General features: G+C 64.7%; 12 protein-coding genes and 1 pseudogene. 7 read left to right on the forward strand and 6 right to left on the reverse strand.

The annotated features are described in order from the left end of the window. The first annotated feature begins 1 nt into the window (after nucleotide 1). Nucleotides 2-361 carry a hypothetical protein gene (locus tag NKJ26_RS16325; protein WP_352696181.1) on the forward strand — a complete coding sequence of 120 codons (360 nt, stop codon included), beginning with the start codon at nucleotides 2-4 and terminating at the stop codon, nucleotides 359-361. A 50-nt stretch (nucleotides 362-411) separates the two neighbouring features. On the opposite strand, the gene NKJ26_RS16330 is transcribed toward NKJ26_RS16325, so the two are convergent. Together NKJ26_RS16330 and NKJ26_RS16335 are read right to left on the reverse strand one after the other, a co-directional pair. Further along, nucleotides 412-1,956 carry an FAD-dependent monooxygenase gene (locus NKJ26_RS16330; RefSeq protein ID WP_352696182.1) on the reverse strand — a complete coding sequence of 515 codons (1,545 nt, stop codon included), beginning with the start codon at nucleotides 1,954-1,956 and terminating at the stop codon, nucleotides 412-414. 265 nt (nucleotides 1,957-2,221) lie between these two features. After that, complete coding sequence (locus NKJ26_RS16335; protein ID WP_352696183.1) at nucleotides 2,222-3,115, reverse strand: LysR family transcriptional regulator; 894 nt, start codon at nucleotides 3,113-3,115, stop codon at nucleotides 2,222-2,224. A gap of 103 nt (nucleotides 3,116-3,218) precedes the next feature. Here NKJ26_RS16335 and NKJ26_RS16340 point away from each other — a divergent pair, with 103 nt between their 5' ends. Together NKJ26_RS16340 and NKJ26_RS16345 are read left to right on the forward strand one after the other, a co-directional pair. Further along, nucleotides 3,219-3,956 carry an SDR family oxidoreductase gene (locus NKJ26_RS16340; protein WP_352696184.1) on the forward strand — a complete coding sequence of 246 codons (738 nt, stop codon included), beginning with the start codon at nucleotides 3,219-3,221 and terminating at the stop codon, nucleotides 3,954-3,956. Nucleotides 3,957-4,043: 87 nt separating this feature from the next. Beyond that, a complete protein-coding gene (locus NKJ26_RS16345) occupies nucleotides 4,044-4,256 on the forward strand; it encodes a tautomerase family protein (protein ID WP_352696185.1) in 213 nt (70 codons plus the stop codon). Between the two features lie 85 nt (nucleotides 4,257-4,341). Here NKJ26_RS16345 and gcvA read toward each other — a convergent pair whose 3' ends face one another. After that, nucleotides 4,342-5,253 carry a transcriptional regulator GcvA gene (gcvA, locus tag NKJ26_RS16350; RefSeq protein ID WP_352696186.1) on the reverse strand — a complete coding sequence of 304 codons (912 nt, stop codon included), beginning with the start codon at nucleotides 5,251-5,253 and terminating at the stop codon, nucleotides 4,342-4,344. Nucleotides 5,254-5,466: 213 nt separating this feature from the next. Between gcvA and NKJ26_RS16355 the strand changes: the two genes are divergently transcribed. The 3 genes and pseudogenes from NKJ26_RS16355 (at nucleotide 5,467) to NKJ26_RS16365 (ending at nucleotide 8,365) form a co-directional block, all read left to right on the forward strand. Next, nucleotides 5,467-5,649, forward strand: coding sequence for a DUF1127 domain-containing protein (locus NKJ26_RS16355; protein ID WP_352601597.1), 183 nt, complete (start codon nucleotides 5,467-5,469; stop codon nucleotides 5,647-5,649). Next, entirely contained in the window at nucleotides 5,646-6,521 is an 876-nt protein-coding gene (locus NKJ26_RS16360) for an NmrA family NAD(P)-binding protein (protein ID WP_352696187.1), read from the forward strand. Before NKJ26_RS16355 ends, NKJ26_RS16360 begins: the two co-directional genes overlap by 4 nt. A gap of 342 nt (nucleotides 6,522-6,863) precedes the next feature. Next, nucleotides 6,864-8,365, forward strand: a pseudogene (locus NKJ26_RS16365) (serine hydrolase). 32 nt (nucleotides 8,366-8,397) lie between these two features. Here NKJ26_RS16365 and NKJ26_RS16370 read toward each other — a convergent pair. Continuing rightward, on the reverse strand, nucleotides 8,398-9,333 hold the full coding sequence (locus NKJ26_RS16370; RefSeq protein WP_352696188.1) for a hypothetical protein: 936 nt from the start codon (nucleotides 9,331-9,333) through the stop codon (nucleotides 8,398-8,400). A gap of 227 nt (nucleotides 9,334-9,560) precedes the next feature. Here NKJ26_RS16370 and NKJ26_RS16375 point away from each other — a divergent pair, with 227 nt between their 5' ends. Next, a complete protein-coding gene (locus tag NKJ26_RS16375; protein WP_352696189.1) occupies nucleotides 9,561-10,688 on the forward strand; it encodes a KamA family radical SAM protein in 1,128 nt (375 codons plus the stop codon). A gap of 37 nt (nucleotides 10,689-10,725) precedes the next feature. Here NKJ26_RS16375 and NKJ26_RS16380 read toward each other — a convergent pair whose 3' ends face one another. Both NKJ26_RS16380 and NKJ26_RS16385 read right to left on the reverse strand, forming a co-directional pair. Beyond that, entirely contained in the window at nucleotides 10,726-11,331 is a 606-nt protein-coding gene (locus tag NKJ26_RS16380; RefSeq protein ID WP_352696190.1) for a 4'-phosphopantetheinyl transferase family protein, read from the reverse strand. Nucleotides 11,332-11,387: 56 nt separating this feature from the next. Beyond that, on the reverse strand, nucleotides 11,388-11,753 hold the full coding sequence (locus NKJ26_RS16385) for a GNAT family N-acetyltransferase (protein ID WP_352696191.1): 366 nt from the start codon (nucleotides 11,751-11,753) through the stop codon (nucleotides 11,388-11,390). Nucleotides 11,754-11,796 lie beyond the last annotated feature (43 nt).

The following is an 11,796-nucleotide window of genomic DNA, read 5'->3' on the forward strand; positions in this document are numbered from 1 at the left end:
GATGAGAATTGCAATGTTGGTCGTATCAGCCGGGACATTGGCTGGATGCGTGACGTCTCCGGTCGACTACGAGTCGTCGCTTTCGCAGCAAGACCAGAAGTGGGCGTCGCCGGAATGCCAGCAAGCTCGCATGGCTGCTTCAGACTACGACGCTCGCGAAAAAGAGCATCCAGGGTGGGGTTTCGGCGTCTTGCTTGGCCCGTACTCATTAGGGCTCGTGGCAGCCGTCAAGGAGCATGAGCAGAAGCAACGAAAATTGTTTTCCCGCGAGGTGCACTTGCGGTGCTCAAGCCTGCCGCTGCCGAAGGAGTTACAAGGCGATCTAAACCCTGCGGGTGCAAATCAGACGAAATATCCCTAGCCACGATCCGCCTCCGAGACGAAGCGGAGGTGCCTGCATGGCTGCTCCCGCTATTCGGGTTCGCCAAACCATCGCCACGCAGCCTGAGCAGCTTCTTCGGGGTCAGGGGCAGCGTCGGCGGCCCAGGCGACGAAGCCATCGGGGCGCACGAGCACGGCGCTCAGGCCCAACCGATCCTTGGCGTCGCCCGCGACATAGGTGATCCGCTCCCTCCAGCGGCTTGCAAGCGCCTGAAGGGGAGAGCGAGAGTCGAAATCAAGAAGCAGGCCGTGCCCCTTCTTGAGGCGTTCGCCGAGCCTCGTCCCGTCGGCCAACTCGAAATCGGGCGCGCTGCGGCCCACCAGCTCGTGGCTGCCGCCGGGATCGTAATGGAGAGAAACGCCCCACACGCGCTCGGCGAAATATGTCGCGCCGTCGCGCGTGTCGATGAGATCGCGGATGATGGCTTCGAGCGCGCGCGAACTCCGGCTCGGCCGCATGAGCGCTACCTGGGCACGTGACCAGTCAAGGACCTGCGCTCCCACCGGATGCCGTTCGCTCCAGTAGCTGTCGAGCAGACCGGCCGGCGCGCGGCCGCGGATGGTGGCAGCAAGCTTCCAGCCTAGGTTCATCGCGTCGCCAAGCCCGAGATTGAGGCCCTGGCCACCCAAGGGAGAATGGATGTGCGCGGCGTCGCCGGCGAGCAGCACCCGGCCCCTGCGGTATGCGGTCGCCTGGTAGGCGCGATCCGTCCAGGTCGTGGCAGACTGGAGGGCCGCCACGGTGATCTCGGCACCGGAGACGCGGCGCAACACCGCCTGCACATGCTCAAGCGTGATCGGCTGGGTTCTGTGGAAAGCGCCTCCGTCGAACTCGACCATTGCGATCGTCCCGGGCCGCGAATACGTATACATGCCCGCCGGCGTGTAGTGGCGGCCCAGGCGCAGCCCATCTGGATCGGCCATCTCGACTTCAACGGAATAGCCGGTGAATTCGGGATCGGTGCCGACGAACTCGAAGCCGCCGGCCTTGCGAACCGTGCTGCGGCCGCCGTCGCATCCGACGAGCCAGCGTCCACGAAAAGCCTCACCAGCAGCGCGAATGGCCACGTCCTCGTTCGACTGGTCGAAGTCCTCGACGCCGAGACCGCGCCTGATCTCGACACCCATCGCGCTTGCGCGATTGACCAAGGCCGATTCGAGATCCTCCATCTCGATCGCCATGCTGCCGCCGGCCGGGCTCGGCAGGCGATACTGCCATTTCGAGGTGTCGATGCTGTCGTGATAAAACTGGATGCCGGCGAAATGGCCGCCCGGGCGACGCGGCTGCTGCATCCAATGCGCGGTAGCCGAAGCACTGCTGCCCGAGTGGTCGTTTGCGCGTTGCGGCGCCGTGACGTCGTCCAGCAATCCGCGACGGTAGAGGGCCTCGACGGTGGGCACCGAAAGGCCACGCATGCCGAATGGAAGTCGCTTCAGGGGAGAGCGCGGGTCCTCGGCCTGCTCCAGCACCAGGACCGAGAGGCCCGCGAGGCGCAGCTCACAGGCGAGCAACAGGCCGACGGGACCGGCACCGGAGATTACAACGTCGTAAAAGGGGAACTGTCGTTCGTGCATGGAATACTCCTTGGTCGATGTTCGACCGGAGCGTTCCTCGAGCTTGAACACCACACGGACGAACGATTGGACGCTTGAGAAGCGTCCGATGTTCGTCGTGGGGATCTTGTGCACGAAGCCAAAGACCAGAGCTTTCGTTACCGAAAGGACTTGGGCTTACCAAACCAAGTCTGCCTTTTCCGACATGACCTACATAACCTCGTGGAGATCGATCTGCAACGGGTACGGCGACGGCCGGGCAACGTGCCGTGCAATTTGCCTCCTCCTACAGGTTCGCTTCGGCGAAGATCCGCGATGCCCAGTCGAGGAAGACGCGAAGGCGCGGCGAGAGCTGCCTGTTCTGCGGGTAGAGCGCCGACAGCAGCGTCGGCGAAGGCGGATAGTCGGCCAGCACCTCGATGAGCGTTCCATCGGCCAGGTCCTTCTCGAAGCGATAGCGCGGCGCCTGGATGAGGCCGAGGCCAAGCCGCGCCAGGTCGGCGGCGGTGTCGGAATTGTTGGCGGCGACGCGGGCTGGCAACCGGACCTCAAGAATTTTTCCGCCCACCGTAAATTCGAAAGCAAGCACCTCGCCGGTTCGCGAGGAGACGAACCCCACCGCCTGATGGCCGTCGAGCGCATCGGGGGAGGCGGGCGTGCCGTGCCGTTCGAGATAGGCCGGACTGGCGCAGGTGATCTCGCGGATCATCGCCAAGCGGCGCATGATCATGCCGCTGTCGGGCGGGTCGCCGACGCGTATCACGCAGTCGACACCTTCGCGCACGAGATCGACCAGCCGGTCGCTTTGGCCGATCTGCAGATCGACGCGGGGATAGCGGGCGAGGAACTCGGGCAGACGAGGCAACAGGAATGTGCGGGTGAGCAGCGTGCTGGCGTCGATGCGCAGTAGGCCGAACGGTTCGGCATGGCGGAAAACGGCCTCGGCATCCTCGATCTCGGCAAGAATCGACAGGCAGCGCCGATAGTAGGCTTCGCCGTCCTGCGTGGCGTTCACCTGCCGCGTCGTTCGCTCCAGCAGGCGCGCGCCGAGATGCGCTTCGAGCCGCCGGATCGCTTCCGTTGCGGTCGAACGCGGCAGGCCGAGATCGGCTGCGGCAGCGGTGAAGCTGCGCCGCTCCAGAACGCGGACGAAGAGCCGCATCGTGTCCAGCCGATCCATGGCATTTGTTCGCAGTTCCCGAATAGTGATGTCAATGGGCGAATGATTATCCGGAACACGGCTCCGCCTATATCCGCGTCACCAACCAAGCGGAGACACGTCCATGACAGATCAAACCAAAGCGGCGATCGTGACCGGCTCTTCCAAGGGCATCGGCGCGGCCATCGCACAGCGGCTCGCCCGCGACGGCGTGGCCGTCGTCGTCAACTATGCACGGGGACGCGCGGAGGCTGAAGAGCTTGTGCGTTCGATCGAAGCCGACGGCGGCAAGGCGATCGCCGTTCAGGCCGATATCGCCTATCCGGCCGGCATCGCGGCGCTTTTCGATGCCGGCGAGAAGGCATTCGGCGGCATCGACATCCTCGTCAACAATGCCGGGATCATCAAGACGTCGCCGATCGCCGAGACCGATGACGCTTCGTTCGATATGCAAATCGCGGTCAATCTCGGCGGCGTGTTTCGCGGCATGCGGGAAGGCGCGCGCCGGCTTCGCGACGGCGGGCGCATCATCAATTTTTCCAGCAGCGTCGTCGGCTTCTATCAGCCGGGTTACGGCGTCTACGCCGCCACCAAGGCGGGCGTCGAGGCGATGACCCATATCCTGGCCAAAGAACTCGGCGCGCGCCGCGTCACCGTCAACGCGGTGGCGCCCGGACCGGTCGAGACCGCCCTGTTCCTGAACGGCAAGAACGAGGCGCAGATCGAAGCGATCGGCAGACTGATCCCGCTCGGCCGGCTCGGCCGGCCCGACGACATTGCCGGACTGGTCTCATTCCTGGCCGGGCCGGACAGTGGCTGGGTCAACGGCCAAGTCATCCGCGCCAATGGCGGCGCGGTCTGAGCAGGCGGCAGCCAACCCATGACGGATCGGCCCTGCCGGGCTGTTTCATCCCAGATGTAGAAACCCGCAAGAAACAAGGAAACGATCATGCCATTCGCCAACATCAAGATGCCGCAAGCGGCCCTCTCCAAGGCGCAAAAGGAAGACCTCATCCATCGAACGACCGCGATGTTCGTCGATTTTTTCGGCGAAGCCGTCCGGCCCTATACGATGGTGCTGGTGGAGGAAGTCGCCGACGGCGGCTATGGCCGGGCCGACGAAGTGTTTGTCGTGCCGGAAGCCTATCGCGCGAAAGAGTAGTGCATGGGCCGAGCTTTGCTTTCTCACCCTCCCCCTTGTGGGGAGGGTCGCTGCGAAGCAGCGGGGTGGGGGTCTGCGTCGCCCATCAATCGGCCTTCTTCTCGCCAATCCAGTCGGCCGCCACTTCGGCGAACAGCCAGTCGCGGAACGCCCTGATCTTTCGCTGGCGCAGTGCGCCTTCGGGATAGACGACGTAGTAGCGCGCGGCGGATTTCAGCGCGGCGTCGAAGGGACGAACCAGCCTGCCTGCCGCGAGATCGGCCGACACAAGCGCGCTTCGGCCCAGCAGCACGCCTTCGCCATGCACCGCCGCCTCGACCGCGAATGTGGCGGAATCGAAGCGCACACCGCGTTTGGGGTCGACATCGCTAACGCCGGCGTGCTCCAGCCAGGCCGCCCAGTCGATGCGAAAGGCGTCATGGATCAGCTTGTGATGCCGCAGGTCCTCGGGCCGGCGCAGCGGATGTTCACCCTGCAGAAGTTCCGGGCTGCAGACGGGGAAGACCTCTTCGTCGGCGAGAAATTCCGCCGTCACGCCGGTATAGCCACCCTTGCCGTAGCGGATGGCGATGTCGATGCCGTCGCTGACGAAGTCGGCAAGCACGCCGGAGGTGGAGAGCCGCACGTCGATGTCCGTGTTGGCGCGATGGAAGCGGTGCAGCCTCGGCACCAGCCAGCGGCCGGCGAAACCGTCGGATGTGCTGACATTCAGGATCCCCGTCGAGCGGTCGGGCGCAGCCGCGATCGTGGCGGCGGCGATCTGGTCCAGCGCCTTGCCGACCTGCGTCGCGTAAGCCACACCCACGCTGGTCAGGCGCACGGATCTCGTCCCGCGATCGAAAAGCCGGACGCCCAGCCTGTCCTCGATGTTGCGGATGGCCCGACTGATCGCGCCATGGGTGACGTTGAGCTCGTTCGCCGCCTTGGAAAAACTCAGATACCTGGCGGCTGCGTCGAAGGCGGGCAAAGCGGTGAGGGGCGGCAATTTGCGCGGCATTGTCACTACCTGTGAGTGTTGCTCACAAATCCTGCACAAAGAGTCGTTTGTCGTCCAGTCCGGAATGCCTGATATTTGGCTGCATCGGCGCACTTACATCGTGGTTTCTCTTTCACCGATGCGCTGAACGACCAGAAACAGTGTGAGCAACCGTCATGCTCGTCCCGTTGGGGCGGCGTCGGCACGCTTGCGCCTAGCCGCAGGAGACGAACAATGACCCCCACCCTTGCAACCGTCAGCGCCGCAGTAAGCGGCCTTGCCATTCGAACTTCGGCAGCGTTCGAGCGCCGCCGCATACTAAGCCGCCTTTCACGCTTTTCCGACCGCCGTTTGCAAGACATCGGCCTGGAACGCGACTGGGACGGTTCCATCCTGCGCGGCGGGAGGGCGATATGACCAGCACCCTGATCATCGGCGCGACGGGACTTCTGGGCAGCGAGATGGCGAAGGCCAGCGCGCGCCATGGCGATCGACTGCATGTCCTGGTTCGGCCCGCGACGGCAGGCAATGAAGAGCGGGTGGGTCCGCTGAGAGAGCTCGGCGCCACGGTGCATGTCGGCGATCTGGACGACTACGACAGCCTTGTGCGTGCCGTGGGCCAGGTCGACCGCGTGATCAGCTCGGTGCATGTGGACTCGGCCAGCGAGATGACCCTGGTGCGCGCGGTCAAGGACGCGGGTGTCTCCCGCTTTGTGCCTTCCGCCGGCTTCGGCCTCGATTTTGCCGCCGCCGCACCGGGCTCGATCGCGCCGCTCGACATCAAGAGAGCCGTCTTCGACGCGGTCAAGGCGGCCGATCTTCCCTATACGGTGATCTACACCAATGGCTTCTTTTCGACCTGGGTGGCGACGCTGGGCGACTTGACGCGCTTCGGCTCGCCGGTGCTGCCGCCTGACGAGGTGACGCTCTACGGCGACGGCAATGTGCCGGCTACGTTCGTCAGCGAAAAGGATATCGCCGCTGTGACCATGCGCGCGCTGGACGATCCCGGTGCCGTCCGCCGCGAAATCCGGATCGCCCAGAACAGGATCACCCAAGGCGCGATGATCGACCTGTGGCGCCAGGTGAGCGGACGCTCGCCGCGCATCATGCACCAGAGCGCCGCCGAACTGGACGCGATGATCGCGGCGGTCCCGGGTCTCGGCTTGCTCCGGGCGTTCTGGATCCGCGGCGAGACCGCGCTGGAGACGGCCACCCCGGAAGCCGGGACATTTTATCCGGATTTGAATTTCGAGACGATTGAAAGTGCCTTTGTGGCGATGGCGTGATGCGCCGGGCCGAGAGCGGCGGAGCTGAAGCTGCCAATCTCTGCTGCCACAGGGGGAATGCTCGGCGCCTCGTCTCCGGGCGCGGCTCGGCCCTCTTTCGGCAAGCCGCGCCGGATTTCGCGGGTACGTGAAATCGTCGCCACCGATCCGTGGCCCAGTCGGCAATGCTGGCTGCCGGATGGCGGATCGCGGAGAAGGCTGGCCTCACCCGGACGGACCTGTATGATGGCCAGGTGAATGCCTGGGGGAGGTTGGCGCGTGCGGCCAGATCGGAATCTCTGCTATTCGAGAGCTTGGCATTGGACGATTTGGCATTGGAGGATTTGGGCCTTCATCGCCGCCATGGTGCTTTGGCCGCATGCGGCGCCAGCCGACACCATCACGGCCGAGCGGATCTCTGCTGCCCTGTCGGAGCTCCAAGCGCTCGCCGAGGCCGCCGTTGACGATGGTGCCGTACCCGGGCTCGCCATCGGCGTGGTGCACGATGACGAGGTGATCTTCCTTAAAGGTTTCGGGCATCGCCAGGTCGGCAAGCCCGGAGCCGTCGACGCCGACACGGTGTTCCAGATCGCGTCCCTTTCCAAACCGGTCTCCGCCACCGTCGTGGCGGCTCTGGTCAGCGACGGAATCGTCTCCTGGGATTCGAAGATCGCGACCTCGATCCGGCCTTCCGGCTGGCCGATCCTTATCCGGCAGGCCAACTCACCGTCCGCGACCTGTTTTCGCATCGCAGCGGGCTTCCGGGCACCGCCGGAGACGATCTCGAGGACATTGGCTACGACCGCGCTCAGATCCTGCATCGCCTGCGCTTCGTGCCGCCATCGTCGAGCTTTCGCGCCGGATACTCCTACAGTAATTTCGGATTAACCGAGGGTGCCGTGGCGGCCGCGACGCCGACGGGCAAGCCCTGGGAGGAGGTCGCCGAAGAGAAGCTCTACCGTCCGCTTGGCATGGCCTCGACCAGTTCCCGCCATTCGGACTTCGTCAAGCACGCCAACCGCGCCGCGCTCCACGTCAGGGTCGATGGCGCCTGGGCCGCCAAGATTGAGCGCGATCCAGATGCGCAGGCGCCCGCCGGCGGCGTTAGCTCCACTGCACGTGACCTCTCGCAATGGGTGCGCCTTATCCTGGGCAACGGCGCCTATGCCGGCAAGACGCTGATTGCTGCCGATGCGCTGGGCCAGACGCACGTTCCGCTGATGGCGCGCGGCAACAATCCCGTGTCCGGCGGCGCATCGTTCTACGGCCTCGGGTGGAATGTCGAATTCGGCAGGCACGGCCTGAGCTGGGGCCATGCCGGAGCCTTCAGCGTCGGCGCGCGCACACTGGTGACAGTCTTCCCAAAGGAGAAGCTGGGCATCGTCATCGTCGCCAACGCCTTTCCTACAGGCCTGCCGGAGGGATTGTCCGACAGCTTCTCCGACCTCGTCTTCGACGGCAAGGTGGAGAAGGACTGGATCAAGGCGTGGGATGATACCTATGCAGGCCTCTTCGGCCCGGCGGTCGCGGCAGCCAAGGCCACCTATGCCGTATCGCCGTCTCCAGCGAGGCCGGCCGGCCCGGCCAGTGCCTATGCCGGCCGCTACGCCAACGACTTCATTGGCGACGCGGTCGTGTTGAAAGCGGGAGACGACCTTGTGCTCAAGGTGGGCCCGGCAGGCGCCCGGTCCTATTCGTTGACTCATTTCGACGGCGATCTTTTCGTGACCTTCCCCGATGCCGAGACGCCGGACAGGCCTTCGGGGGTAAGTTTCGTCGTTGGCCCTGACGGTAAGGCGGCGGCCATGACCATAGGTTTTCTCGACGACAATCATCTCGGCACGCTGCAACGCGTGGGTGATTGATTTTCAAATCGAACGGCGCCGCCGGCTCGCGCTCAGGATGCCGGGCGGTACTGGAGCAGGTTGAAGCAATCGCCGCTGCCCGACTTCGCCTGCGTCAGCAAGGATTTCGAGCGGTCGATCCATTCCTGATGCGACCTCGCATCGGCTTCGATCTCATCGACCGCCGCAAGACCGACAAAGCTGCGCCCGTGGCTGAAGAGCCAGCACGCACGGCCGAGAAATCGCCTGCTGCGCTGGCGCAGGAGGTCGGCATCGTAGAAGATGTCGAGCACCTCGTGCTTGATCTTGCGCTCGGTTTCAGGATTGGCGATCGCAACCTCGACCAGCTCGTCGCCGATCGCATCGTGCAGGTCCTTGTAGTCGAGGGCGAGTTGGGTGGTGGCATATTTGATCTCGCTCTCGTCTCGCACGACGTCGAACCACAGCGTTGGATCGAGCTCGTTGACGACGAACGACGACTCCAGATCGCGCGACAGGTTGAGGACGTCGAAGTCCCGGACGTCGGAGTCGCGCTCGACCAGCAGGATCTCGCCGACCTGCTTGCCGAGCTCCGTTCCCTGCGCGCTGATCGCGGCGTTGGTTCCGCCAAGTTCGGGGCTGACATAGGCCCCGCCCTTATCCAGGAGCGCGTCGAATTCGCCAAGCGACCCGACAACATGAGTGCCGCGGGCGATGCGCGCAGCCAGCTTGGCCATGACCTGCTGGAGTTCCGTCTCGCGCCTGCGCTGGTCTTGATAGTTCTGCTGGAAAAAGAAGATGAACAGCGACACGCCGATGCCGATCAGGATCACGCCCAGCTGCGAAAAGATGTTGCGGTAGTATTCCAAGAGCTTTTCGCGATGGCGCACGTCGTCGCGCACACTGCGGGCGACGCGCAGATTGACGATCAGCGACAGGATCAGCAGCCCGGCTCCGACCAGGATGAGGCCGCCGATGAGCAGGTAGCCATGGCCTGTGCTGAGATCCATTTCGTTTCCCCGAAGTCCCAGGCTGCGCAGGGTAAGGCCTTTTTGCGCAAATACCTATGGGGCTCGCAGGACATGAACTCGATATCGACGATCACCCGTTTTCGCCGCCGGCTGGCATTTTGTCCTACCCCGGCGGGACGGAATGCTAGGGGTCCGCGGCAAGCGGACGGTTGACCCCGCTGGCCATCCGGCTGATAGCTCCGTCAGAAACTACCATCGAGACCCTGATGACTACAGACGCCAACCTCTATGACGCTATCGAGCGCAGCCATGATACCACCTGGCAGGACGATGTCCGCGCCGGCGTCCGCCAGGTCCGCGATCTCGCCTCGCTGCCGCTGTCGCCGGCCGAGCGTGAAGCCGCGCAACGAGCGGCGGCGAACCACAAGGTTCGCATTCCCAAAGCCTATCTCGACCTGATCGACTGGAACGACCCCGCCGATCCGATCCGGGCGCAGGTCATCCCGTCGACGGATGAACTGGTCGAGCAGGAAGGTGAGCTCGACGATCCGATCGCCGATCATGAATTCAGCCCGGTGCCTCGGCTGACGCATCGCCATGCCGACCGGGTGCTGTTGTTCCCGACCTACCAATGCGCAGTCTATTGCCGGTTCTGCTTCCGTAAGGAATCGCTGACCTCGATCGGCCGTGGCTATACGCGCGAGGCGCTGAAGCTGGCGCTCGCCTATATCGCCGATCATCCCGAGATCCGCGAGGTGATCCTGACCGGCGGCGATCCGCTCTCGCTGTCGGACAAGGCGCTGGCGGAAATCCGCGCCGGCATCGAGGCGATCCCCCATGTGCGGCTGCTACGCATCCACACGCGCGTGCCGGTGGCATTGCCTTCGCGCATCACGCCAGGGCTGGTCGCGGCGCTGCAAGGCCGGCTGATGGTCACCGTCGTCACGCATTTCAACCATCCGCGCGAGATCACCGACGCAGCGGAAGCGGCCTGCCGCATCATGCGGCATGCGGGCTTCGTGCTGCTCAACCAGAGCGTCCTGCTCAAGGGCGTCAACGACAGCGTCGAAGTGCTCGAGGAGCTCTGCCGCGAGCTGATGTACCGGCTCGGCGTCAAGCCCTATTACCTGCATCATGGCGACCTCGCGCGCGGTATGGCGCACCGGCGCACCACCATTGCCGAGGGCCGGGCGCTTGCCGGTGCGCTGCGCCGGCTTCTGTCGGGCATCTGCAATCCCACCTATGTCATCGACCTGCCGGAAGGCGGCGGCAAGGTGCCGCTCGGGCCTTGTTACGTCGAGGGACACGACGGCGAAGCATGGCGGATTCGCGGGCAGGACGGCGAGGTCCGGACCTATGCGGAGATCGTCGGGGAGGACAGTCGGCGGTCGTGACGTCAGGATGCTGTTACTGGATAATGGAGCCGCCAGCCTAATCCGCACCTTCATCGACAAAGGCCAAAACGACCACATGTGGAGCAACGCAGTATGCAAGGCGCGCCGTGCGGCCCGCGCTAGTCATTGCGCGGCCTGCGCCGAGGTCCACGGTGATGTCCTCATAGCCGAGGACCTGGCGATCAAGCTGAAATACAGCCTTGTAGACGGCTTCCTTGGCTGAGAAGAGGATGCGGCCGGCGAGATGCCGGTCTGCCGCCTCCGCCCGGTCCGCGGGGGTTGCGACGAGCGCTAATATGTCGTCGGGCAAGGGCTGGGCGGGCTCGACGTCGATCCCCAGCGAGCCGATGCTGGAAAGAGGCGCAACCGCAGCCACGGCCATCTCGTTGTCGTGAGCCAGCGAACCGGTCATTCCCTCGGGCCAGACCGGCGCGCCGGACGGCGCGCGCAGGATGGCGAAATCGCTGACGCCCATATCCGCCAGCAGCCCGTGCGCGATCCAGCGCGCGGCACCGCTGGCGCGCCGCATGGCCGGCTGACGCGCGCGGATGGAACGCGCTTCCCCAGGCAGCAGATGGGCTTCATCGCCCTCGCGGATCGAGCGGCAGCCGATGCGGACACCGTTCGGCGCGATCGCGGCCATGGCCCGCAGCAGGGCTGTTTCGTCGCACGATGTCGCGGTGGAGGAGCCTGGCGGCGTCAACGATCGCCCACCGGCAGGACAGCGATCATTTCCCCGTCTTCGTCCAGCCCCTGTTCGACGAAACCGGCGGCACCATAGAGCTGGCGTGCCGCTTCATTCTCCGGTTCGTAACCGATCGAAACCTGCGTGATATGGCCGAGATTTCCGATCTCACCCAGCACTTCGCGCAGCGCGGCCCTGCCGTAGCCTTTGCCCTGGTGGGCGCGGTCGATCATGAAGCGGTAGATCAGCGCCACGTCTTCCGATGCGTCGTACATCAGGAACCCGACAACCCGATCCCCGGCCATCACAACGCGCGGCCGGGCGTCCTCGTCGGTTTCGGCTTCCGCGAGCGAGTCCGCATTGCTGGCGACGAAATCCATTTGTCCTGGAGCAAGCTTCAGAGCCTCGACCAAAGCCCGGTTG

The sequence above is a fragment of the Mesorhizobium sp. M0152 genome (genome assembly GCF_040322415.1).
In the GTDB taxonomy this organism is placed as follows: Bacteria; Pseudomonadota; Alphaproteobacteria; order Rhizobiales; family Rhizobiaceae; genus Mesorhizobium.